General features: G+C 46.4%; 14 protein-coding genes. 11 read left to right on the top strand and 3 right to left on the bottom strand.

Annotation, left to right across the window (positions count from 1 at the left end; genetic code table 11):
* Positions 1-3: 3 nt before the first annotated feature.
* Positions 4-456 (bottom strand): GNAT family N-acetyltransferase, encoded by a 453-nt coding sequence (locus tag AC0VYE_RS30715; RefSeq protein ID WP_076270339.1) that lies wholly within the window; start codon positions 454-456, stop codon positions 4-6.
* A 103-nt stretch (positions 457-559) separates the two neighbouring features.
* Entirely contained in the window at positions 560-1,114 is a 555-nt protein-coding gene (locus tag AC0VYE_RS30710) for a TetR/AcrR family transcriptional regulator (protein ID WP_475449785.1), read from the bottom strand.
* A 292-nt stretch (positions 1,115-1,406) separates the two neighbouring features.
* Here AC0VYE_RS30710 and AC0VYE_RS30705 point away from each other — a divergent pair, with 292 nt between their 5' ends.
* Together AC0VYE_RS30705 and AC0VYE_RS30700 are read left to right on the top strand one after the other, a co-directional pair.
* Complete coding sequence (locus AC0VYE_RS30705; protein ID WP_475444572.1) at positions 1,407-2,963, top strand: ABC-F family ATP-binding cassette domain-containing protein; 1,557 nt, start codon at positions 1,407-1,409, stop codon at positions 2,961-2,963.
* A gap of 212 nt (positions 2,964-3,175) precedes the next feature.
* Positions 3,176-4,729 carry a tetratricopeptide repeat protein gene (locus tag AC0VYE_RS30700; RefSeq protein WP_475444570.1) on the top strand — a complete coding sequence of 518 codons (1,554 nt, stop codon included), beginning with the start codon at positions 3,176-3,178 and terminating at the stop codon, positions 4,727-4,729.
* A 377-nt stretch (positions 4,730-5,106) separates the two neighbouring features.
* Here AC0VYE_RS30700 and AC0VYE_RS30695 read toward each other — a convergent pair whose 3' ends face one another.
* Positions 5,107-5,970 (bottom strand): helix-turn-helix domain-containing protein, encoded by an 864-nt coding sequence (locus tag AC0VYE_RS30695; protein ID WP_475444567.1) that lies wholly within the window; start codon positions 5,968-5,970, stop codon positions 5,107-5,109.
* Positions 5,971-6,179: 209 nt separating this feature from the next.
* Between AC0VYE_RS30695 and AC0VYE_RS30690 the strand changes: the two genes are divergently transcribed.
* The 9 genes from AC0VYE_RS30690 to AC0VYE_RS30650 all read left to right on the top strand — a co-directional run bounded on the left by AC0VYE_RS30690 (position 6,180) and on the right by AC0VYE_RS30650 (position 24,159).
* Positions 6,180-6,965 (top strand): SDR family NAD(P)-dependent oxidoreductase, encoded by a 786-nt coding sequence (locus AC0VYE_RS30690; RefSeq protein WP_475444565.1) that lies wholly within the window; start codon positions 6,180-6,182, stop codon positions 6,963-6,965.
* 23 nt (positions 6,966-6,988) lie between these two features.
* Positions 6,989-8,086, top strand: coding sequence for a mandelate racemase/muconate lactonizing enzyme family protein (locus AC0VYE_RS30685; protein WP_475444563.1), 1,098 nt, complete (start codon positions 6,989-6,991; stop codon positions 8,084-8,086).
* 62 nt (positions 8,087-8,148) lie between these two features.
* On the top strand, positions 8,149-10,470 hold the full coding sequence (locus AC0VYE_RS30680) for a glycoside hydrolase family 95 protein (protein WP_475444561.1): 2,322 nt from the start codon (positions 8,149-8,151) through the stop codon (positions 10,468-10,470).
* A gap of 165 nt (positions 10,471-10,635) precedes the next feature.
* On the top strand, positions 10,636-12,936 hold the full coding sequence (locus tag AC0VYE_RS30675; protein WP_475444559.1) for an AraC family transcriptional regulator: 2,301 nt from the start codon (positions 10,636-10,638) through the stop codon (positions 12,934-12,936).
* Positions 12,937-12,972: 36 nt separating this feature from the next.
* Positions 12,973-14,613 (top strand): type 2 periplasmic-binding domain-containing protein, encoded by a 1,641-nt coding sequence (locus tag AC0VYE_RS30670; protein WP_475444557.1) that lies wholly within the window; start codon positions 12,973-12,975, stop codon positions 14,611-14,613.
* A 342-nt stretch (positions 14,614-14,955) separates the two neighbouring features.
* Positions 14,956-15,810 (top strand): ABC transporter permease, encoded by an 855-nt coding sequence (locus AC0VYE_RS30665; RefSeq protein WP_441962810.1) that lies wholly within the window; start codon positions 14,956-14,958, stop codon positions 15,808-15,810.
* A gap of 15 nt (positions 15,811-15,825) precedes the next feature.
* Complete coding sequence (locus AC0VYE_RS30660; RefSeq protein WP_441913403.1) at positions 15,826-16,746, top strand: carbohydrate ABC transporter permease; 921 nt, start codon at positions 15,826-15,828, stop codon at positions 16,744-16,746.
* A gap of 107 nt (positions 16,747-16,853) precedes the next feature.
* The gene (locus AC0VYE_RS30655; RefSeq protein ID WP_475444554.1) at positions 16,854-18,527 is read left to right on the top strand and encodes an extracellular solute-binding protein; all 1,674 of its coding nucleotides are present in this window, start codon (positions 16,854-16,856) and stop codon (positions 18,525-18,527) included.
* Between the two features lie 76 nt (positions 18,528-18,603).
* Entirely contained in the window at positions 18,604-24,159 is a 5,556-nt protein-coding gene (locus AC0VYE_RS30650; RefSeq protein ID WP_475444552.1) for a X2-like carbohydrate binding domain-containing protein, read from the top strand.
* The last annotated feature ends 776 nt before the right edge of the window (positions 24,160-24,935 follow it).

The raw sequence follows: 24,935 nt of genomic DNA, 5'->3' as shown, positions 1-24,935 counted from the left end.
TTTCTATAAATTTAATTCCATGACCATTCCGACAACCGGCCCGTCTGCATCAATCTCACCGTTTAAGCGGAATCCAAAATGTTCATATAGCCGTTGTGCACGCGAATTATGTTGATGGAGGCTCAAATAAATGGTTCTGCTTTCATATAAGTGCTGTAAATATTCGAGTAGTATAGGAATAAACCGCTTGGCATATCCGTTTCCTTGGAATCGGTAATCAATCATAAAGCGGTCAAGCCACACACTCTTGTTCACGTTGTTTTGCCAGCCGTACATCGCATAGCCGACTAAAGTTTCGCCATCATATAATGCAAGCGAAGTTGCGTTTTTCTCAAATAAACATTCGGCTAAAGAAAAGGCGTTGCTTTCGATAAATGGTTGCTGCTCCTTGGACACCGATAATGCGGCTACAGCGCGCCAGTTTTCTGTTGTTACTTCATAAAAATGAAGACTCATTCTGTTCACTCTCTTTCTGTTGCAGTAAATTTTAATACTCATGAAACTATTTTTGTTTTTATAGTTTTCTGCTTGTTTAAAAAAAGAATAAAAGCGTTGGCTTTTATTCTCCCTTTGCAGCTCTAGGCACTAGTCCAAATAGAATAATATCAACAATGGTGGATAAAGCTTCGGAAAGCGTAATCTCATTTTTTTGATAAAAGCGTTGATCGAGTGTTGAGTTTGCTGCGTCGATCATTAGCTTCATGATGACAGATATATTTTTGTTAACTATTATACCTTCGTGAATGCCTTGTTCAATGACGCTGCGCAATGCATCCCAGTCATCGGTCAGCGCGTCATCAATTTTTTTCCATTGCTCTGGATAGTAACGCTTCATTTGCTCCAAAATCCGTATATCATATAATTCATAATGTTTCGTCAGAAGGGTTACAATACCTCTGATTTTCTCAATAATCGATAAGCTTGCGTCTTGCGTGATCAGAGCTGTTTTCTCATCGAATTCACCTAAAGTTTGCGCAATGAGTGCTTCCAAAATACTTACTTTAGAAGGGAAATGCTCGTACAATGTCCGTTTGCTAATCCCTAGCCGAGAGGCCAAATCGTCCATTGTAAATTTGATTCCTTTATCATGAATCTCTTCGATAAATGCTTTCATAATTCGATCTATCAAGAACAGACCCCCAGAGAGAGAACTTTTAGACTAGAGAAAACTAAAAAAACTAAAATAGTTTTATGGATCGATTTTACCCGTTTGTCTTTCGATTGTCAATGGCAGGCTAATACTCACGAAGACACTGCCTTATCTGGAATATGGTAAAATAATAGCGGATGATAAGGAAAGTATTGAATCTGGTCGAAAATCATTTAGAAATGAATCCTACATTGAGTTGTAGGGCCTATAACGTTTATAATAAAACGATAATATTCCAAAAGAAAAGGTGTCATTCATGAGCATATTAAACGTAGAACGACTAAGCCACGGCTTTGGAGATCGCGCGATCTTCAACGACGTATCCTTCCGCCTGCTTAAAGGCGAGCATATTGGACTCATCGGCGCTAACGGCGAGGGCAAGTCCACTTTTATGAACATTATTACAGGCAAGCTGCAGCCTGACGACGGCAAGGTTGAATGGTCGAAGCGCATGCGCGTAGGTTATCTCGATCAGCATGCGGTTCTCAGTAAAGGAATGACGATGCGGGATGTGCTGAAGGGAGCTTTTCAGTACCTGCTCGATATGGAACAAGAAATGAACGATATGTACGGCAGAATGGGCGATGTGACACCAGAGGAACTCGAGCAAATGCTTGAGGATGTTGGAATGATTCAGGATACGCTGACGAATCAGGATTTCTATATGATCGACGCGAAAATTGACGAAACGGCTCGTGGTCTTGGCCTTACGGATATTGGTCTTGATAAGGACGTTAATGATTTGAGCGGAGGGCAGCGGACGAAGGTGCTTCTAGCGAAGCTGCTGCTGGAGAAGCCGGACATTTTGCTTCTCGATGAGCCGACGAACTATCTCGATGAGCAGCATATCGAATGGCTGAAGCGTTACTTGCAAGAGTACGAGAATGCATTCATTCTCATTTCACATGATATTCCGTTCCTTAACAGTGTAATTAACCTCATTTATCATATGGAGAATCAAGAGCTGAACCGCTATGTGGGCGACTATGAATACTTCCAACAGGTTCATGAAATGAAAAAGCAGCAGCTTGAATCGGCTTATAAGCGTCAGCAGCAGGAAATAGCTGATCTGAAGGACTTCGTAGCACGCAACAAAGCGAGCGTAGCGACGCGGAACATGGCGATGTCGAGACAGAAGAAGCTCGATAAGATGGAAGTCATTGAAATTGCGAAGGAAAAGCCGAAGCCGCAGTTCAACTTCAAGGACGGAAGAACCTCCGGCAAGCTCATATTCGAGACGAAGGATCTTGTTATCGGATATGACAGTCCATTGTCGAGACCGCTTGATCTTCGTATGGAACGCGGTCAGAAGATTGCTCTCGTAGGGGCGAACGGTATTGGTAAAACGACGCTGCTGCGCAGTATTTTAGGCGAAATTCCAGCTATATCGGGTACGGTACAGCGCGGGGAGCATCAGCAAATCGGATATTTCCAACAGGAAATTAAGGATGCAAACTACAATACGTGTATTGAGGAAGTGTGGAAGGAATTCCCTTCACTCTCCCAATTCGAAGTACGTGCGGCACTCGCGAAATGCGGGCTGACGACCAAGCATATTGAAAGCAAAATTGCGGTGCTTAGCGGCGGCGAGAAGGCGAAGGTTCGCCTTTGCAAGCTGATCAATAGCGAAACGAACCTGTTAGTCCTGGATGAGCCAACCAATCACTTGGATGTCGACGCGAAGGACGAGCTGAAACGTGCGCTTAAGGCGTACAAAGGCAGCATTTTGCTTATCTCTCACGAACCAGAATTTTACCGCGATGTTGTAACCGATACATGGAACTGTGAATCATGGACGACGAAGGTATTTTAATTCGTCTAATATAGCCAAAAGAGGAGACGAGCCTGCAGGCTCGTCTTCTCTTTCTGTGTATGGCAGGTGAAACCGTTTCGCTGATTCATTAAGGTGAGAGTGGACAAGGCTGCATACAGATGCTAGGTTTAAAGCGGATGGATTTGACCTAGGATATTTGGATAAGGCCAGTTTAATTCTTTTATTACATTAAGCAAAGTAGGTTTAAAAGAATGAATAATAATAGCGATCAGCCGATTTATCGATTTAGCGAAGCGCCGATTTGGGAGCTGCAGCGCGCTTATTTTGAAGAGCAGGGCATCGAGGCATGGCAAAATGATGAAGTGCCGCAGTACATTACGAACAATCCTGTGATCGCGTCTGCTTATGCGGAGATCATATTTGGATTTTTACAGGATAGAGCAAGGTTAGGTGGTATATCGGAGGAACCGGTTACGATCCTTGAGCTAGGAGCAGGCTCGGGTCGTCTAGCCTATCAAGTGCTGACGGCGTTATGTGAGCTGATAGATTTTGCTGGTATGGACCTTCCGCCGTTTCGTTACATCATGAGTGATTTGCCAGTCAAAAATATTGCCTATTGGCAGCAGCATGAACGCTTGCAGCCATTTGTCCAGCAAGGAATACTCGATTTCGCTAAGTTTGACGCAGTACGTGATACAGAGCTTCAACTGACGGAATCGGGTGTTACGATAAAGCAGGCAGATCTGAAGCAGCCCCTGCTGCTTGTAGCCAATTATTTTTTTGACAGCATTCCGCAGGAGCTCATTTATGTGGATGAAGGTCATATTTTTGAATGTAAGGTGTCCTTCACGGTACCTGCTGCTGAGGCGGATGGCATAGATGTTTCGGACATGCTGGTAAGCATAGAGCCCGAGTATCATTACCGTAGAGCAGCCGAATATGAAGAGCAATCGTACCCTTATCGGAATGTGATTGAGCTGTATAAGCAGCAGCTTGAGGATTCGCATATCCTCTTCCCGGAGATTGGGATGGATTGTCTTGAAAGGCTTGGACGGTTATCACAAGCGGGATTTGTGCTGCTTACATCCGATAAAGGCGATCACCGAATGGAGAACTGGGCATTTGCTGAGCCGCCCGAACTGATTCATCACGGCAGCTTTTCGCTCACGGCCAATTATCATGCGATACAGCATGTTTTTGAACAAAAGGGCGCATTGTCCTATTTTACTAACCATCATTATAAAAATTTGAATGTCGGCTGCATCATCATGCTGGAGAAGCCAGCGACCTATGCGAACACACGCTTAGCTTATCGTCGTTTTGTCGAACGTTTTGGACCGGATGATTTCTTTAGCTTGAAGTTATGGTTTGATGAGCATTTGGAATCGCTAGAGCTTTATTCTATTTTAGCTTTCTGGCGACTCAGCCGCTACGATGCGCAATTGTTCATTCAAAGCGCTGAGCGCATACAGTCGCTGCTGCCAGATAGCAGCGACGAAGAAGCCGATGATTTTCGGCAGGGCATGCACATGATGTGGGCTGGCTATTATCCGATGAATGAGCAGCACCATTTGGCTTTGACATGCGGAAGTCTGCTTTATGAGCTGGAGCTGTATGCGGATGCGAGGATATATTTGGAGCGTTCGATGGAGGCTGGCAAGACGACTGTGGATGCACTCTACAAGCTGGCGATTTGCTGCTATGAAGAGGGCGAAGAGCCAGAAGCATTACAATATGCGCATCAAGTTTTGGCGATGGAGCCCGAACATGAGGAAGCAAAGTCGTTGTTGACCGCCTTCAAATAAGAGGCGTGACAGCCATTTTTCATTGTTGCGCACACGTCGAATTGGAGTAATAAGCACGTATGTGTGCTTATGGACGAGCTACATAGGCTATTTTGAGGCTGTAAGCGCAAATATGTGCTTACAGCCATTTTTCGTTGTTGCGCACACGTCGAATTGGCGTAATAAGCACGTATGTGTGCTTACGGACGAGCCACATAGGCTATTTTGAGGCTGTAAGCGCAAATGTGTGCTTACAGCCATTTTTCGTTGTTGCGCACACGTCGAATTGGCGTAATAAGCACGTATGTGTGCTTACGGACGAGCAACATATACTGTTTTGTAGCTGGAAGCACATATACGTGCTTCCAGCTTTTTTTTGTTGCTGCACACTGGGGTGGTCATTTCTCTGACTGAGGCTGCATGCGGTAATGCTTTGGACTGGTGCCATAGAAGGCACTGAAATGGCGTGTAAAAGGATGGATAGAGGCATAACCAAGCTTCTCGGCAATGGCAGTCACGCTCAGCTCGCTTTCGAGCAAAAGATGGGAAGCGCGTCTCATGAGCAGCTTGTGATGGTAGGCTTTTGGCGTGAGTCCGGTTTCTCGTAAAAACAAAGCATGAAAGTAGGTTCGCTTCAGCCCACAAAATTCCCACCATGTCTCGACGGACTCGCGTTTCTCAGGATGAGCGTTTAGATGCGTGAGCAAGCGGACGATGCGATAATCGGTAGGCTGGTGCGTATGAATCGTATTATACCAGTTCAGAATCCAAGCATAGAGCAAGCTGTTCATCATCTCTGTTCGATAAAATTGCGAATCGTTATACAGCTTAGCGAGCATTAAGAAGGAATCGTACAGCTCTGGATAAGGCTGCAAGGAAAATACGCATGGCAGGGTGTCGAGTTCATCACATGCCATGGAAGGGGCGACGGTATTCAGCTCGAACGGCTCCGGGGCGTAGATGAACGTTCGATTGGTAGAGACGGGATCACTCTGATTCCAAAGATCACAATACAGATTATAGGAGGACAGCGGATGGTCGGATGAAATATGGAAGGCATGAGGCTGCTCTGGCCTAAGAAAGATCAGCGTACGATTGTTGATGGGGTATTTCTTGCCGTCAATCTCCATTTCTCCGGGACCATCAGTAAATAAATGAAAGGCATAAACGCTGCAAATGCGCAGCTTCTCATTGGAGCTACCATCGTAAAGGTAATACATGGAATCTCCGACATGAGGCGTGATCTCGTTCAGCTTCTTCAAGCGAACACCCTTTTCTTTGGTATATTCATATAAAATTTAGCGGATGAATTGTCAACTTGATGGATGTCTGATCAAATACACGTTCCTGTATAGATGATACAATAACAAAAATATTAGGGAATGAACAGCAATAGCTGATGTGGATCAATTAACAACATAAATCTTTTCTTTAGCTAGCTTAACGATTGCGTGTATATGGAGGAATGCCTTTGAGATTTAAAGATAAGGTTGTGCTTATAACCGGCGGCGGTTCTGGTATCGGCGAGGAAAGCGCACGGTTGTTCGCGGCAGAGGGCGCACAAGTCGTCATAGCGGATTGGAATGAGCATGAAGGGCAGCGCGTGGTTGATGAAATCAATAAACAACAAGAAATTTTGAAAGGGCTTCCATATATATGTGCGCAGGCAATTCAGACGGATGTATCACATGAGAGTGCGGTTGAAGCGCTTATGAAAGAAACGGTTCAGACATTCGGCAAGCTCGATGTTCTGTATAACAATGCAGCGGTTATTCTGCCAAAGCCGCTTGAGGAAATCGATGAGCAGTCATTTGACCATGTTCTTGCGGTAAATGTGAAGGGCGTGTATTTGATGATCAAGCATGCGATTCCGCTATTGCGGCAAACCAAAGGCGCGATTGTGAATATGGCTTCGCTGAACGGTCTTATCGGGCAGCGGAATAATCCGATTTATGCTGCTTCCAAAGGTGCCGTTATTGCGCTGACGAAGTCATTGGCGCTCGATTTTGCAGCGGATGGTGTAAGAGTCAACTGCGTGTGTCCGGCGGGTGTGATGACGCCTTTATTGGAAGATTGGCTGAGACAGCAGCCTGATCAAGCAGCAGCGCTGGATGCGCTGAATGCGATGCATCCGCTTGGCCGATCGGCAACCTCGGAGGAGATCGCGCAGTCGGTACTATATTTGGCTTCGCAGCAAGCGGCTTTCGTAACGGGTGTAGCTCTTCCGGTTGAGGGCGGAGCTTCGCTAGGCTATTAAACAAAAGGAAGGGAGTACAAACGATGAAAATCACAAAAGTGGAAACATTCGTTCTTCATGTCCCCATCGACCCGCCAATAACGGATGCGATTAATGTGGCGACGCATTGGGGGCTGTCTGGCGTTCGGATCTTTACAGATGAAGGCTACGTCGGATACGGCTACACAGGAACCTGCGCCCATGGCGATGATATGATCGTCGACACGATTGAACGTTACTACGCACCGGAGCTGATCGGCAAGGACCCTTTTATGGTAAAGGAGATTTGGGAGACGCTGCGGTATGGCAAAATGCACTGGATCGGACGGGCTGGCATTACGCATATGGCGCTTGCTGCTGTGGATATAGCGTTATGGGACATTATGTCGAAGGCGTCCAACAAGCCTCTATGGCAGTACCTTGGCGGACATAAATCAAAAGGCATCAAAGCCTATAACACGAACGGCGGCTGGTTGAACTGGTCGAAGGAGCGTTTGCTGAAGGATGTCACGGACATTGTCGAGCAGGGGTTTACGGGGGTGAAGATTAAGGTTGGCAAGTCCGATCCACATGAAGATTATGACCGAGTGAAGGCGGTGCGCAAAGCGATTGGCGATCAGGTGATCTTTATGATCGACGTTAATCAGCAATGGAATATTAATACGGCGATGACCTGGGGCAAGAAGCTGGAGGAATTTGATTTATTTTGGCTGGAGGAGCCGCTTAATCCTGATGATATTCTAGGCCACAAGAAGCTGGCAGATGCACTAAATGTTCCGATTGCACTCGGTGAGCATGTGTACTCGAAATATGCGTTCCGTGATTATATTCATCAAGGCGCTATCGAATATTGTCAGGTTGATGTTACGCGGGTTGCGGGTATTACGGAGTGGCTGCAGGTCGCGGGGCTGGCTGCTTCATACGACATACCAATTTGCCCGCATGTCGGCGATATGGGACAAATTCACCAGCATTTGGTGGCGGCTACGCCGGGGGCAATTATGCTTGAGTATATCCCTTGGATCAGAACGATCTTTGTTGAACCGGCAACCGTCAAGAATGGACAATATGTGCTGCCGGAGCTGCCGGGCGCTTCCACTGAAATCATTCCTAAATATTTTAATGAATTCCGTATTCGATAGATAGCAGGGAAATTGACAAATCATTTGTTATACGAATCTTATAACTGAAGGATGGGGACTGCATGAATCATTCAAAGCTTTGGTATTCAGGGCCAGCAGCCGATTGGAAGCAAGGACTGCCGATAGGGAATGGAAGAATAGGCGCGGTCATTCACGGTGGAATAGAAAGCGAAACCTGGAGCATGACAGAAATTACTTACTGGTCGGGTCAAGTGGAGCGCATTCAAGGAAACGGAAACCCGAAAGCCAATTTGGAGCAGATGAGAGAGCAGTTTTTCAAGGGCAATTATAGCGAGGGAGACCGGCTTGCTAAGCAAGGGCTGCAGCCGAAGAAGCAAAACTTTGGCACAAACCTATCTGTGTGCGATATCAATTTGCGCTTCGAGCAGCAAGGGGAAGATCTGGTACGTGAGTTAAGCTTGGAAAAGGCAATCGTACAAACTTCCTATACAAGCGCTGGCGGCAAAATAACACGTGAGACGTTCGCTACGCATGCCGATGGTATTGTTGTATCACGCATAAAGAGTGAGCTAAAAGGGGCAATATCCTTCTCGCTGAGCATTCAAGGAAGAACCGGAGATTTTGCAACATCAGCTGCGGATGACGATGCAATTGGATTCCGCGGGCAAGCGACGGAAGATGTGCACAGCAACGGAAAATGTGGTGTGTTCTGCGAGGGCAAGGTTAAGGTCGTTGCTGTGGGCGGCATTATCGAAACCGCTGGTAATGAAATCAAGGTATCGCAAGCGGATGAGGCGTTTATATATTTCGCGGTGAATACGGATTATGGCAGGTCAAATGAGAATTGGGCTTCGGAATGCCATGCGCAAATTAAAGATGCTATTGCCAAAGGTTATGAGCGACTAAGAGCGGATCATATTGTAGATTATCGCGATTTGTACGCTCGTGTGACTCTTGATTTAGGCGATACGGCGAGTGCGAAGCTGCCAACAGACGAGCGGATGAAGCAGCTTCGGAACGGGCAGTATGATGATCCGGATTTAGTCGCTTTATTTTTCCAATATGGCCGTTATCTAACGATTGCAGGCTCGCGCGAGGATTCGCCGCTGCCGCTGCATTTGCAAGGCGTGTGGAACGATGGCGAAGCGAATCGCATGGCTTGGAGCTGCGACTACCACTTGGATATCAACACGGAAATGAACTATTACCCGACGGAAATAAGTAATTTGGCAGAATGCCATGTGCCTTTGATGAATTATATTGAACGGTTATCTGTTGCGGGCAGGCAAGCAGCTCAGGATTTCTACGGAAGCGAGGGCTGGGTGGCGCATGTGTTCTCGAATGCTTGGGGTTTCTCGGCTCCGGGCTGGGAGACGGGCTGGGGACTGAATGTAACAGGCGGATTATGGATTGCGATGCATTTGAAGGAGCATTATGAGTATGGGCTGGACCGCGATTTCCTAATGAAGCAGGCGTATCCCGTTATGAAGGAATCGGCGATCTTCTTCCTTGATTATATGACTGTGCACCCTACTTATGGCTGGCTCGTAACCGGACCGTCCAATTCGCCGGAGAATAGCTTTTATCCGAACGGCAGCAAGGATGAAGCTCAGCAGCTGTCGATGGGGTCGACGATGGACCAGCAGCTGATATGGGATTTGTTCACCTTTTGCCTAGAGTCGGCGAAGCTGCTGCAAATGGATTCTGAATTCCAAGAGAAGCTGGAGCAAGCGTTATTGCTGATGCCGCCTCTCATGATCGGGAAAAAAGGACAGCTGCAGGAGTGGCTCGAGGATTATGAGGAGGCGCAGCCGGAGCATCGCCACCTTGCTCATTTATTTGGCTTATACCCGAGCAATCAAATTACGCCGCGGAAGACGCCGGAGCTGAGTGCTGCCGCTAAGCAAACGTTGATTGGCCGAATGCAGACCGATGAGCTGGAGGATATTGAATTTACAGCGGTACTGTTCGCCACCGGCTTCTCTAGATTGTACGAAGGAGATCGCGCGCTAAAGCATATCACTCATTTAATTGGAGAGCTGTGCTTCGATAATATGCTGACCTATTCCAAGGCGGGTGTAGCCGGAGCGGAGACGAATATTTTTGTTATCGACGGCAATTATGGCGGAACTGCGGCGGTAGCGGATCTGCTCCTTCAGAGCCAGCCGGGCGAAATTCACCTGCTTCCAGCGCTTCCCGCTGTCTGGAACAAAGGTTCATACAAAGGACTGCGTGCCAAAGGAAATGTAGAGGTTGACGTCTCATGGGAAAATGGCGTGCTGACTGAAGCGACGATTCAAGCTTTCTCTGCAGGGGAAACGGTCGTAAGATTCGGTGAGCAGGAAGTGCAAGTTTCTTTGATTCCCGGCCGCGTCTATCGATTTGATAAAGACTTGAAAGCTCTAGTACAGCAAGAAGCTTAAACGGAATGTGCCTAGTTAGTGAATAAGACAACTACTTGTTTTTAATAGTAGTTGTCTTTTCGCGTCAGTAAGTTATTATAAATGAGCGAAGCTCTTTTGTTGTTTCTAGGCTTCTGTGCTGCCTATCTTATGTAAGCGCTAACAATCAAAGGAGGTGGGTTGACCGTGCCAAAGTACTCAACCATTTTTCGGAAATTTCTCATTTCATATCTTATTATTTTGGTCATTCCAAGCATAGCGGGCTACGTTTCCTATCGTACTTCAATCTCGGTGACACAATCCATTTCCATTGAGAATAGCGTCACATTGCTGCAGCGGAGCCAAGATATTTTGGAGAGAAGGATGGTTGAGGTTGAGGGCTTCACAAGGCAGCTCGCTTTGAATCCTGATTTAAATAAATTAATGAATGAGCAGAAAAAAGGCGACATCGTCAACGTTTATGGCATTTGGAGCATGGTGAGACAGGTAACGCCGTTTAGCCAGACAAATGATTTTTTGCAAAACTATTTTATCTACTTAAATAACTATGATGTGATCTTTACGCAGGGCTCCGCCTATTTCCGTCCCGAACATTATTATCAGAACTTTCATTATAACGATCTTACGCTCGCGGAATGGAAGGAAACAGTACTGGACAAAACTCACCGAAGTGAAATTATGCCTCTTAGCTCCTTTACTAGCAATGCCAAACAATCCTCCGTCGTTACGTATATGCAGTCGCTCCCTTTGGACAGCTTTAGCGGCTCATCACCTGCCACTGTGGTCGTCATGATTGATGAAGAAAACATATCTAGCCTGCTCGCGGGAGTAGAGGATCGTTACGGCGGCTGGGCTCATATTAGCGATGCGCAAGGGAATACAGTTGGACTGCGCGGAATTAGCGAGGAAAATGCCAAGCTGCTGTCTTCGGATTCACGCCTCATCCAAGACAAAGTTAGTCAATTTTATAATAATGATCTCGTCATTACGATTCATTCCGAAAAAAATGGTTGGACCTATCGAGCGGGAATTCCAAAGCAGGTGCTGATGGAAAACGCAAATCAAATTAAACACATTACTTGGCTGGTGACAGGCATCGCTTTACTTCTCGGCCTGCTGGCTGGTCTGCTCCTGTCCTACCGAAACAGCGCACCAATGAATAGGCTGCTTACGGTGATGAAGGAGCAGTTCGGAAAGGATGGCTTTACGGGCCGAAACGAATATGATTTTTTGCAGGGCAACATATCGAGCATCATTACGAGCAATCGCCACCTGGAGACGGAATTAAAACGCCAGCTTCCTTTAGTTAGAGATGGCTTCTTAAAACGGTTAATTGCTGGGGAGTTTCACACCACTGAGGAAATTACGGCAGCGGCTGTACAGGCGGATACGCGGTTTGATACGAATGAGGGTTATGTCGGTATTTTGCAGATTAATGGATACTCCGGCATGGACAACGTAGAAATACTGAACGAGCTATATGCAGCAAGACTCATTTTGAAAAAGGCGTTAATCGATCTGGACAGCCAGCTGCATATGACGGATCTTGGCTCGGATCGAATTGTGACGATTATAACGACCATGGAAGGGGAGTATGGAATCGAAGCAGCTAAGCTGCGAATGAGTCATATTCTTGAGAAGCTGTCCGATATCGCCTATAGGGAGTATAAGATTTCGGTCACTGCAGCATTCGGAGATGCGTTCACGACTATTCTTGACGTTAGCCATTCCTATGAGCAAGCGAAACAAACGATCGAGTATGCCGAGTTTAATAGCAAAAAAAGCTTCGTATGGTTTACGGACTCTAGGCTTGAAACAGCGACATATTATTATCCAATGGACATTGAGCAGCGCCTGATTAGCACCATTCGTGCGGGAGATTCAGATGAGGCAAGGCGGATGATTCATTCGGTTATGAATATTAATATGGAGAATAAGCAGCTCTCTATCGAGATGAAGCAGCAGCTGATCGGCGAGCTGAAGGGTACGCTGCTTAAGCTGCTTGACCAGAAAACGTTCATGGAATCCGATTTGCTGCATGCGTTGAAAAATCAAATCATCGGCATTCAAGCTTCTAATCCAATGGCGGCTATACAGGAGGAGATCATCGAAATTGTAGAAGCATTATGCAGCGTCATCAACAGCAAAAAAAATCATGCTCATATTCAAACCGTCGAGGAAATTAAGCGGTTTATTGCTGAGGCTTATAGCGACTCCGAGATGACCTTATACCGCATTGCAGAGCGGGTGGAGCGGCCGGAGAAATACATTTCACAATTGTTTAAAGAGGTTACGGATATTAATGTTTCTGACTATTTGGAGATGATTCGTATAGAGCAGGCTTCCTCCTTATTACGGACGAACGCTTATACCGTTGATGAAATTGCTGCTCGCGTCGGGTATAACAGCTCTCATTCGTTCCGCAGAGCCTTTAAGCGAGTCATGGGCGTTGCGCCAAGCTCATATCGACAATCGATCGAAGTGTAAGCGTTCAGCGCAGTTACCGATAAGGAGAGGTTTAGAGTGAAGAAAAGAATTGCAGGCCTATCTGCGCTTATATTTCTTGTCGTTTTACTGCTTGCCGCATGCTCGCAGAGCAATGAGCCAGCTCATACGGATGCAGCCTCGCTTGCTTCCATAGACAAGCCGGTCGAGATTAATGTGTTCGCCCAGCAGGATACCAGCATCGATTTGAAAACAAATGATTTTACGAGGCTGCTTGAACATGAATTTAATGTCAAATTTAATTGGGACATTATTTCGATGGACGGCGCAAAAGAGAAGCGGCAAATTTCACTTGCAAGCGGCGATTTTCCTGATGCTTATATTTTAACGGCCTACATTGACCAGTTCACACAATCCGACTTGTTGAAGTATGGCAAGCAAAGCGTATTTCTGCCGTTAAATGAGCTCATAGAGCAATATGCGCCGAACATTAAAGCTGCGATGGAGAAAGATCCGAAGCTTAAAGCTTTGAATACAGCCCCTGATGGCAATATTTATGGGCTTGTTGCTTATAGTGAATGCTTCCACTGCTCCTATCCAAACAAATTGTGGGTAAACACGAAGTGGCTTCAACGGTTAGGGCTTGATATGCCCAAAACGACAGCGGAATTCAAAGAGATGCTGAGAGCGTTCAAGCAAAACGACCCGAACGGAAATGGTTTTATGGATGAAGTTCCGCTGAGCGGCTCGACGGAAGATTTTGGCGTTCATATTGTTCCTTATTTGATGAATGGCTTCATTTATGATGACGACCGCAATTATTTATATATGAATAATGGGAAGGTGGATACAGCGGCCAATAAGCCGCAATGGAAGGAAGGGATTGCCTATATTAAATCACTTTATGACGAGGGCTTAATTGATCCGGGAGCCTTTATTCAAAATGCCGAGGCGCTAAAAAAAGCTGGAGACAATGCAAATGCTGACATTCTCGGCGCTGCTGCAGCCATGCATCCTGCTATCTTCGTGAGTGAGCGAACGAAGGATTATGCACCGCTGCCGCCGCTTGCGGGGCCGTATGCTTCCTATGCTACCTTTGCCAGCGGCGGCATATCACCGGGTGCTAAATTTGTCATTACGAATAAGGCGAGCAAAGAAGCGCAAATTGCCTTAATTCGAATGGTTGACTACATGTACACGCCGGAAGGACAAACTCTAGCGCAATCGGGTCTTGAAGGCATAGGCTGGCGAAAGCCGGTGGCTGGTGAGGCGGCGCTTGGTGAAGGGCTGGAGCCCAAATTTGCAACGCTGATCCCCATCGAAAGCACTGAGCAAAAGAACACTGGCTGGAGCGGGATGGCGCATTTCTATATGCCAAGAGATTATCGAGACAGCTGGGTCGCAAGCAAAGACATATACGCGCCCGACGGCTATGAGCGAAGGCTTATTGAAGCGACTCTGCTGTATGAAGGACATGAGCCTGACGAAATGTTTCCGGTGTGGAACATTTGGCTTGATTCGGCACAAGCGGATGAAGTGGGAATGCTGAGCACAAATTTGATGAATTACATCGATCAAAGCATGCTTCAATTTATTACCGGCAACTTGGATTTGGATAGGGATTGGGATACTTACGTAAGCGGACTGGAGAATATGCAGGTTGATCGTTTTATTGAAATCATGCAAAAAGCATATGACCAAAACAAACCTATGCACTAGAAATGCATAAGCAAGAACCCGACTGCTTGGGGCAGTCGGGTTTTTTTGGCGTTTATAAGCAGCAATCCTGAAAATTGTACGCCGCTGCGGCGATTTGCCCCCTGAAAACAGGGGTTATTGTACGTTAAAAGACGCAAATGTACCTGTTTGGCTAATGTAGATTTCTACTATGATCATCGTATAGAAAGCGCTGTCATTTCATCGGCCATTAGCTACCTAGGGGGGATTGTTCTGGAAAAAGAGATTGTATTGAATAACAAGCTGCTGAAGCAAAAGAGCAAGCGCAGCCTTGCAGATGAAGCGAGCAGAAGCTTCAAGAAGCATTGGCAGCTGTACCTTATCATTATACCGCCTGTATTGTTTTTTCTTATTTTTAAATATTACCCGATGCTGAATGCGGTGCTTGCCTTTAAGGATTACAACGTTATCAAAGGCATTTGGGGCAGCGAATGGGTCGGGCTCAAAAACTTTAGGCTTTTCTTTGAAAATCCGATGTTCTGGACGCTGGTCAAGAACACCATATACGTCAGCGGTTATTTATTGCTCGCGGGGTTTCCGATTCCAATTATTTTGGCATTGATGCTTAATGAAGTGCGAAATGGCCGTTTCAAACGGCTTGTACAGCTGGTCACCTTCGCTCCTTATTTTATATCTACAGTCGTTATGGTATCGATCATTATGATGTTTCTGGCGCCGCGGCTTGGCTTTGTGAATGTGGCTTTGAACTACTTCGGAATGGAATCGGTCAACTTCCTTGGTGAAGCCAGCATGTTCCGATCGATCTTTGTTTGGTCGGATATTTGGCAGACGGCTGGTTATTCCGCGGTCATTTATTTGGCGGCGCTTGCGGGCATCGACCCTACGCTTTATGAGGCTGCCAAAGTGGATGGCGCATCGCGATTTCAGAAAATCGTCCACGTAGATTTGCCGGGCATTTTGCCGACGATTACGATCATCCTCATTTTAAATGTAGGAAGCGTAATGGCGATTGGCTTCGAGAAAATCTATTTGCTGCAAAATCAGCTCAATATCGTTAATTCCGAAATAATCGCCACATACGTGTACAAAATTGGGCTCTTAAATGCCAATTACAGCTTCGCTACAGCGGTAGGCTTATTTAATTCATTCATCAATCTCTTGCTGCTGTTCACGGTTAACGGTTTGGCCAAACGGTTTATGAAATCAAGCATTTGGTAAAAGGGGAGTGCGCCTATGGCATCAACGAAGATAGCATCGCAGGCACCAATCAGACAAACGATTAAGGATTCAACAGGCGATAAGATTTTTTTGTTCATTATTTATGCCATATTGGCGGTTGTGTTGATCGCGGTTATTTATCCGCTCATTTATATTATCAGCAGCTCGATCAGCAGCCCGGCAGCCGTTACTTCCGGCCGTGTCTGGCTGTGGCCCGTTGATATTTCCTTTAAGGGCTTTAAGGTTCTGTTCGATACGCCGGAAATTATGAGAGGGTACGGGAACTCGCTATTCTATACCGCAGCAGGAACGTTGATCAGCGTAGCGCTTACGGTCATGATTGCGTATCCGATGTCGCGCAAATCCTTTTTTGGCCGCAGCGTCATTATGATGCTCATTACGTTCACCATGCTCTTCAGCGGCGGTTTGATTCCGACGTACATGGTCGTGAAGGAGTTTGGCATGATCGATTCGCGGTGGGCGCTGCTCATTCCGAATGCGGTTTGGGTATGGCAGGTCATTATTGCACGCTCCTTCTTCCAGTCGTCCATTCCAGATGAATTGTTTGAAGCAAGCGAGATTGATGGCTGCAGCGACATCCGATTTATGCGAAGCGTGGTTATTCCGTTATCCAAGCCCATTCTTGCGGTGCTTTTCCTAATGTACGGCGTAGGTCAGTGGAATGCCTACTTCGATGCCTTGATCTACCTCAAATCAGCGAAGCTGTTTCCGCTTCAGCTCGTTCTGCGGAGCATCATCATTATGAACAACAGCGCAAGCGTAACGGATGCCTTGAAGCAAGTGGAAAGGCAGCAGCTGTCAGAGCTGCTTAAATATTCGCTGATCGTAGTCGCTACGCTGCCGGTTCTTATTATTTATCCTTTCGTACAGCGTTATTTCGTACAAGGGATGCTTGTTGGCTCAGTCAAAGGCTAACCGGAAAGAGTTAGTAACTGCGCTGGTTTGCATGAGAGGAGGTGGTTCATTTGTAGTGTAATTGCAATACAAAAGTATGGCACAAATCGAAAAAGGGAGCGATACATTTGAAAAAGAGACTCGTAAGTTTGCTCGCAATCATGCTGATGATCAGCTTGGTGCTTGCCGCGTGCTCGGATAATAAAGGAACCTCCAACACGAATAAGGCAACAAATACGCCAAAGGCACAATCGGAAGAGACGGGAGCAACCGCACCGGTTGAAATTACGATATTTGCGGTACAAGAGCCGAATATCGATATGGCTACGAATAAATTCACCAAATTTGTAGAAGAGAAATTCAACATAAAACTTAAATTTGAAACGACTCCACCGGATGGCGCGAAGGAAAAACGTCAAATCTCATTAGCAAGCGGAGATTATCCGGATGCGTATATGCTTCCTGGTTATATTGATCAATTCACGCAGGCTGATGTAGTGAAGTATGGAAAACAAGGGGTGTTGGTGCCTCTGAACGATCTGATCGAGCAATATGCGCCGAACATCAAAGCAGCTATGGAAAATAACTCTGACTTAAGAGCGTTCAACACGGCACCCGATGGCAATATTTACGGACTTGTCGCTTACAGCCAGTGCTTCCACTGCTCGTATCCGAACAAAATGTGGTTGAATACGAAGTGGCTGGATAAATTGCAGCTGGAAATGCCCAAAACGCCTGAAGAGTTTAAGGCTGTATTGAAAGCGTTCAAAACACAAGATCCAAACGGCAATGGCATTGCCGATGAAGTGCCGCTTAGCGGTTCAATCGAGGACTTTGGCGTACGCGTCATTCCATTCCTCATGAATGGTTTTGTTTATGACGATGACCGCAATTACTTGAATCTAACCAATGGCAAAGTAGAGTCGGCTGCGCTTAAGCCGGAATGGAGAGAAGGCTTAACGTACATTAAATCGTTATACGATGAAGGTTTAATTGATCCGGGTGCCTTTGCACAAAACGCGGAAGCCTTCAAAAAGATTGGCGAAAATGGCGATGCTCAAATTTTGGGCGCTGGCGCCGGCATGCATCCTGCTATCTTCGTAAATATCGATGTAGGCAATAAAAACTCAGCTGATTACAACCCCGTACCTCCGCTTACAGGACCACATGGCTCGTTCGCGACTCATGATGGCGGCGGCGTTGCGCCGGGAGCAAAATTTGTAATCACAAATAAAGCATCTGAAGAACAAAAAATTGCGCTTATTAAATTGGTTGATTACATGTTTACAGAAGAAGGACAAACGAACGGCGCTTCCGGCATGGAAGGCATCGACTGGAGAAAGCCGAAGGAAGGCGAGGTAGCGCTTGGAGAAGGCGTTACACCGAAGGTAGCAACGATTCCTGCGGTTGAAGGTGAAGCCCCTCGTAATGCAGGCTGGAGCGGAACGGCTCACTTCTACATGCCTAGAGAATACCGAGACAGCTGGGTTCAAGGTACGGATATTTATGATTCCGCCAACTATGAGCGCAGATTGTACCAAGCGACGCTTCTGTACCAAGGCCACGAGCCGAAGGAGCTTTTCCCATTGTGGGCAATTTGGATTGATTCAGCGGAAATCGATGAGGCAAGCATTTTGCAAACAAACATTAAGTCGTTTATTGAGCAAAATGCGCTTCAATTCATTACCGGAAACAAATCGCTTGAGAAAGATTGGGACGGTTACGTGAAGGGACTCAAGGATCTGAAGATCGATCGTTATCTCGAAATTTTGCAAAAAGCGTACGACCAATCATTTAAATAATAGTGATTTCAAAGGATCAGGTTCTTTATTGCGAGATGAAAGCCTGATCCTATTTCATAAACAAAGGAGCTAAATAATGACGCAAATAATGAAGAAATCACGTTTGTGGCTGCTAATCGTTGTGATGATTACAGCGCAGCTGGGAATCGTGATACCAAAAACAAATGTTGCGGAGGCGGCGAATAATGGATTAGCTGCGAAGCCATATATGGGCTGGAGCAGCTACAGCTTGCAGGTTTATACGGGCAATGGGCAGTGGATTAACGCAGACAATATTAAAGCGCAATCGGATGCCATGCATGAGAAGCTTCAACCATATGGCTACGAGTATATTAATATCGATGCGGCATGGAATGGCGGAATGGACGAGTATGGGCGGCCAATCCCGAGTACAACTTTATATCCAAATGGCTTTCAAGAGGTGATTGATTACGTCCATGCGAATGGGCAAAAGATCGGCTTGTATGGCATTCCAGGTTTATCGCCGCAAGCGTATGATCAGGATCTGCCGATCTATGGCGCTCCCGGCTGCTCAATGAAGGACATCGCGGCTCAGCCGATTCAGGAGTCGGATTATTGGGGGCTTGGCTACAAAATTGATTTCAGCCAGCCATGTGCGCAGAGCTACATAAATTCAATTGCCGACCTTTATGGAGAATGGGGCATCGACTTTTTGAAATTTGACAGCGTGACGCCAGGCTCAGGCATTTCTGACCTTTCGCTGGATGCGCGTGACGATGTAAAGGCTTGGTCGCAGGCGCTGGCCCCCCACCAAATTTGGCTGGAGCTTTCCTGGGCGCTTGATATCAAATATATCGATTACTGGAAGCAGTATGCAAACGGATGGCGTGTGGACTGGGACATCGAATGCTACTGCGGCAACGGAGGTTTAACGGCTTGGCCTAATATCGCTAGATTATTCCCGAAAGCAGAGCAGTTCTGGCGTCATGCAGGTCCAGGCGGCTGGAATGATTTTGATTCATTGAATATCGGAAACGGAACAATGGACGGCATCACGAAGGACGAGCGGATGACGGCAATGTCGTTCTGGGCGATTTCATCGGCGCAATTATACATCGGCAATGACATGACAAATTTGGACGATTACGGCATCGAGCTGTTGACGAATGAAGAAGTAATCGCGGTCAATCAGGCTGGCAGGCCGGGGCATCCTGTATCGACAGCGACGGAGCAGCAGGTGTGGTATGCGAATAATGGTGATGGAAGCTATACGGTGGGACTCTTTAATCTCGGCAATTCTGCTGCGACGGTGAACGTGAATTGGAGTGATATTGGCATCACCGGTCCAGCCACTGTCCGTGATCTGTGGAGCCATGAGGATTTGGGCTTATTTGCGACTGGATACAGTGATGAAAATTTGGCCTCGCATGCTTCGAGGTTGTTCAAAGTAGTGGCACAGGATGGAACAGCAGCTGCTAATGACGACGATACCGGAATGAAATATTCGGGCCACTGGGTTCGTGGCGGCGGGCAGGAGCTAGTCGGAGACAAGCAAAATCTCATTATTGATGTAAGGGATAACACAGCGCAAAACAGCAGTATTAGCCCATCTGCGGCAAGCTTTAATAAGAAGGCTTCGGAGCAGGCTGATGCTACGACGGTAATGACGCTGAATGGAAATACACTGAATAGTATCACTAACAATGGAACGGTACTGGTATCTGGTACGGATTACAGCGTATCAGGTGATACCGTTACGATTAAAAAAGAGTACCTAGCAGCAAGACAGGCAGGCATCACGAATTTAACGTTTGCGTTTAGCGGCGGGGCATCACAAACCTTTACTATAACCGTAACCGATACGACGATAAGGGATAGCAGGGTTACCCCTGCAACAGTGAGTTTTGATAAGAAGCTGTCCACTCAAGCTGATATTACGCTGACGACCTCGTTAAACGGCAATGAATTAACGGGCGCTGCGCATGAAGGAACCCCTTTGGCAATTGGCACGGACTACACCGTATCAGGAAGCCAGCTGACGATTAAGAAGGAGTATTTAGCGGGGCTTCCTACTGGAACGACAGCGTTATCCTTTTCATTCAGTGCAGGAGCGGAGCAGCATGTTTCCTTAGTCGTAAGGGATACCTCTGTAGGCGGGTCAATTTCCATCAATGATGATCATCCGTCTATTATCTATACAGGCGGCTGGAACCGCAGCTATAACCGCGGACTTGGCGATTATATGGATGATGTGCATTATGCGGAGGCGAACAACAACGATTATTTTGAGTATACGTTTACGGGAACGGGCATTGAATTCATTACCGAGCTGGACCCTTCACAAGGTGAAATAGACATCTATGTGGACAACGTATTCCAGCGAACGATCAGCACCTATAACATCGGAAGGCTGGCACAGCAGCCAGTATTCAACATAACAGGACTCACTAACGGAACCCATACGCTTAAAGCAGTGAAGAAGTCTGGTTACTTCCTGCTCCTCGATAAGCTGAGAATTAGTGTACCGGATTTAATTAGCGCGAGCAGTGGAATGTTTGATAAGGCTGATGGGCAGCAGGCTGATTTTACTCTTTCGACAACAGTCGATGGAAGCAGCCTTAGCAGTATTGCAGGCGGTACGGGAGCCTTGATAGCGGGCACGGATTATACGGTTGATGGCAATGTGGTGACGCTTAAAAAGGAATATTTGGCGGCACAGCCACTTGGGACTGTGAGCTTGATCTTTACCTTTGATGGCGGAGCGACGCAGACGCTGGCGATTGCTGTAAGTGATTCATCTGCTGCTAACAGCACAATTAACCCAGTCACAGCCAGTTTCAATAAGAAGGCAGATATGCAGGCAGATATCGCAACAACGTTAAGGCTGAATGGAAATACGCTTGTCGGTATTTCGAATGGTACAACGACGTTGGCGGCAGGCACCGATTATATCGTTTTGGACGATACAGTCACGATTAATAAAGCGTATCTGGCGTCATTGCCGCTCGGCATGGTGAGTCTAAGCTTTAGCTTTGATCACGGAATGGCACAGACTTTGTCCATCTCAGTAAGCGATACGACAGGACAGAACAGCACAATGGTTCCAAGCGCATTAAGCTTCGACAAAAGAGCGAATGCACAAGCAGATATTTGGACGAAGCTTACCTTTAACGGAAACAGCTTGAGCGGTATTGCTGATGGTGCGGCGGCTTTGCAGGCAGGCGTCGATTATCAGTTGTCAGGCGACCAGCTTACGATTAAGAAGGAATTCCTTGCGGCTAAGCCAAATGGAATGACCAATCTGACGTTGTCTTTTAGCGGTGGAGCTGCGCAAATACTGGCTATCGCAGTAAGCGATACGTCTAGAGGCCGCTATGTATCTATTAATAATGATGATAGCGGAATCTCTTATAAGGGTGCATGGCAGCATGGCAGAAATCGTGGATTAGGCGATTACAAGGATGATGTCCATTACACGGAGGCGAACAACGATTATTTTGAATATGGGTTTGAGGGAACAGGCATTGAGATCGTAACGGAGAAAGATTCCTCGCAAGGGGATATCGAAGTTTATGTGGATGACGTGTTTAAGCAAACGATCAGCACGTACAATACTAGCCGGCAAATTAGGCAGACGGTTTATAGTATTGAGGGATTGTCTGAAGGAACACATAAGATTAAGGTCGTTAAGAAATCCGGGTATTATATGCTGTTAGACCAATTACAGTTTAGAATTGCAGATATGATTAGTCCGGATGCTGCAAGCTTTGACAAGACAGCACAAGCCGATGTAACGACAACGCTTAGCATTGATGGCAGTAATCTACTCGGTATTGCGAATGGTGCTGCAACGCTTGCAGCGGGCAGTGATTACACGATATCGGGTAGTGTGATTACAGTTAAAAAAGAATATCTTGCCGCACAGCCGGATGGAGCGTTGAGCTTAGCCATTTCCTATAAAGGCGATTATCAAAATGACCTGCACGCTACGGAGACGGATGGCGATTATGTTGAATATTCATTCACCGGAACCGGCATAACATTAATTGCGCCGAAGTCAGCTTCTCAAGGCGACATAGACATTTACGTTGACGATGTATTTAAGGAAACAGTAAGCGCGCATCATGCGAGCAGACTGACCCAGCAAGCGGTATATAGCATATCTGGGCTAGCAAATGGCGTTCATACGATTAAGGCGGTTAAAAAATCCGGCGAATATATGTTGGTGGATGGTGTGAAGTTTGAGGTGAATGCGGCGACGTTGCCATCTGCAACGCCAACAACAGCGCCATCTGCGACGCCAACGGCAACAGCATCACCGTCAGCAACGCCAACAGCAACACCGGAAGAAACAATAGCGCCGACGCCGTCGGCAACACCGTCGGTAACACCAACATCGGCACCTATAACCACGAGTGCTCCAGCTAAGGAGCTCATCACGATTGAAGTTGAAAATGCCGCTAATGTTGTAATCACGCGTACGACACAAGCGGATGGCAAGAAAACGGATGATGTGCCGATTACTGTTGATCAAGCGCAAAAAGCTGTAAACAGCGTCACAGCAGCAGGACACAAATTGGTTAATATCACGATTCCTGATACGAAGGATGAAGTAACACTAACTTCTGTCACTCTGCCGAAGGAAGCAAATAAAGTGTTCGCAGATGCAAAAATTGATTTAGGTATATCGACAGAAAACGTTAAGATAATGGTGGCTAGCGGCTTGCTTCAGTCATCACTGGAGGATCTGTTCATTCGTTTTACACCGGTTAAGGAGGAAGCAAAGAAGCAGGAAATTGCGGGTCGAGCGAATAAAGAAGCGATGTTAAGGATCGTTGCAGGAAATATAGATGCATCTATAATAGGCCGTCCGATGAGCATTGAAACGAATATGCCAAAAGGCAATGTAACCCTCATTTTGCCTTTGAAGGATGTGAAGCTGAGCGAAGCAGACAGGGAGGACCTGGCTGTATATATCGAGCACAGCGACGGAACGAAGCAGCTGATGAAGGGCATTATCGTACCGTTTAATGACAAGGGCGAGATGGGCCTTCAATTCACAGTCGATAAATTCAGTCTTTTTTCACTCGTCCATGTGGAGGGCTTAGCCGATTCTAGCTTGGATGCCGCTTATATGAATGGTTATGAGGATGGTACATTTAGGCCAGAAAACAAGATTACCCGTGCTGAGATGGCGGTTATTCTCTCAAGAATCGTTAAGCAGAAAGCAACTGCGGCGGACATTTCTTATCATGATGTTCTCGCAGGCAATTGGGCGAAGGATGCGATTTCCAAAGTAACAAAAATGGGCTTAATGCAAGGGTATGAAGATGGAACGTTTGGTGCTGAAAAAGCAATGACACGCGCTGAAATGGCTAAGCTGGTGTCATCGCTAATTGGGGATGCTTCCAAAACGGGAGCGGGCTTTACGGATATTTCGGACCATTGGGCAAAAGCAGCTATTCTAAATGTGCAAGCTGCTGGAATCACTAATGGCTATGCGGATGGAAGCTTTAAGCCTAATAACGCGCTGACACGTGCTGAAGCAGTCAGCATGATCAACAAAGTACTCGGCAGAGGCAATCTAGTCGGCGTAACCTCATCCCCGTGGAAGGATGTTACTAGCAAGCACTGGGCTTATGGCGATATTTTAGCGGCGTCGGTTAAGTAGCAGCAAGAGGGTGTCCAAAAAGAGTTAAACTCGCTGAAGAGATACTTCAATTTAATTAAAAATCATAAGAATATTGAAAAAATGGCGGCACAGGAACTAATTCCAGTGCCGCCATTTTTCTATTTTGGTCTATTTATGTTTGCTTAAATAAATGGGAAATGGAGCAGTAAGCACACATAGGTTCTTAAGACGAGAGAAAAGGCTAGGTTTGTTTTCTGTAAGAACAAATATGTGCTTACAGAGCAGCAGCGGCGTTTGTTCGAGGTGGAAATGGAGCAGTAAGCACGCATAGGTTCTTACAGCGAGAGAAAAGGCTAGGTTTGTTTTCTGTAAGAACAAATATGTGCTTACAGAGCAGCAGCGGCGTTTGTTCGAGGTGGAAATGGAGCAGTAAGCACGCATAGGTTCTTACAGCGAGAGAAAAGGCTAGGTTTGTTGTCTGTAAGAACAAATATGCGCTTACAGAGTTGCGGCGGCATTTGTTCAAGGTGGAAATGGAACTGTAAGCACGCATAGGTTCTTACAGCGAGAGAAAAGGCTAGGTTTGTTGTCTGTAAGAACAAATATGCGCTTACAGAGTTGCGGCGGCATTTGTTCAAGGTGGAAATGGAACTGTAAGCACGCATAGGTTCTTACAGCGAGAGAAAAGGCTAGGTTTGTTGTCTGTAAGAACAAATATGTGCTTACAGAGTTGCGGCAGCGTTTGTTCGAGGTGGGAAATGGAGCAGAAAGCACGCATAGGTTCTTACAGCAAGAGAAAAGGCTAGGTTTGTTGT

Source organism: Pristimantibacillus sp. Z349TD_6, assembly GCF_056173205.1.
This window is presented reverse-complemented; position numbering and strand designations above follow the sequence as displayed.